Here is a 539-nt window from a genome sequence, read left to right as displayed (position 1 = left end):
GAAACTCCTGTAGCTGCATCTGGACCAACATTACTAACAACCAAACTAAAGGTAACTGTATCTCCTACATTTGGACTAGCATCACTAATGCTTTTATTAATACTTAAATCCGCTGACTGAATAACAACAACAGCTGTATCCTCATCATCATCAGCAATACCATCGCCATTATCATCAACTGTACTGTCCGAGGTAGGATCACTATCTGGATCAAATTGATCACTTGCTGTAATCTCTGCTTGATTCAAATATTCATCAACAGCTCCACTTGGTGCATCTACAATAGCATCAAAGGTTAATGTAACTGTATCGGTACCCACTGGCACGGCTAATCCTGTCCAGGTAAGAATATTACCCGCAGGAACTATAACTGGTACAATGTTACTGATACTACTATAGCCAACTGGTACAACATCTTCTACAGATACTCCAGTAGCCGCATCTGAACCTGAATTACTTAAACTAATTGTAAAAGTAACAGTATCTCCCACATTTGGAGTAGCATCACTTACTACCTTATTGATACTTAAATCTGAAGT

Annotated in this window: 1 protein-coding gene; it reads right to left on the bottom strand. The window is 38.8% G+C overall.

Features of this window, described 5'->3' with window-relative positions:
• A partial coding sequence (locus Q0921_RS24955; RefSeq protein WP_299261889.1) for a DUF11 domain-containing protein occupies nt 1-539 on the bottom strand: 539 nt, incomplete at both ends.

Origin of the sequence: uncultured Aquimarina sp. (assembly GCF_947496855.1) — a bacterium.
Taxonomy (GTDB): domain Bacteria; phylum Bacteroidota; class Bacteroidia; order Flavobacteriales; family Flavobacteriaceae; genus Aquimarina.
Note: the sequence above shows the minus strand (reverse complement) of the source record. Positions and strands in the feature narration are given on the sequence as shown.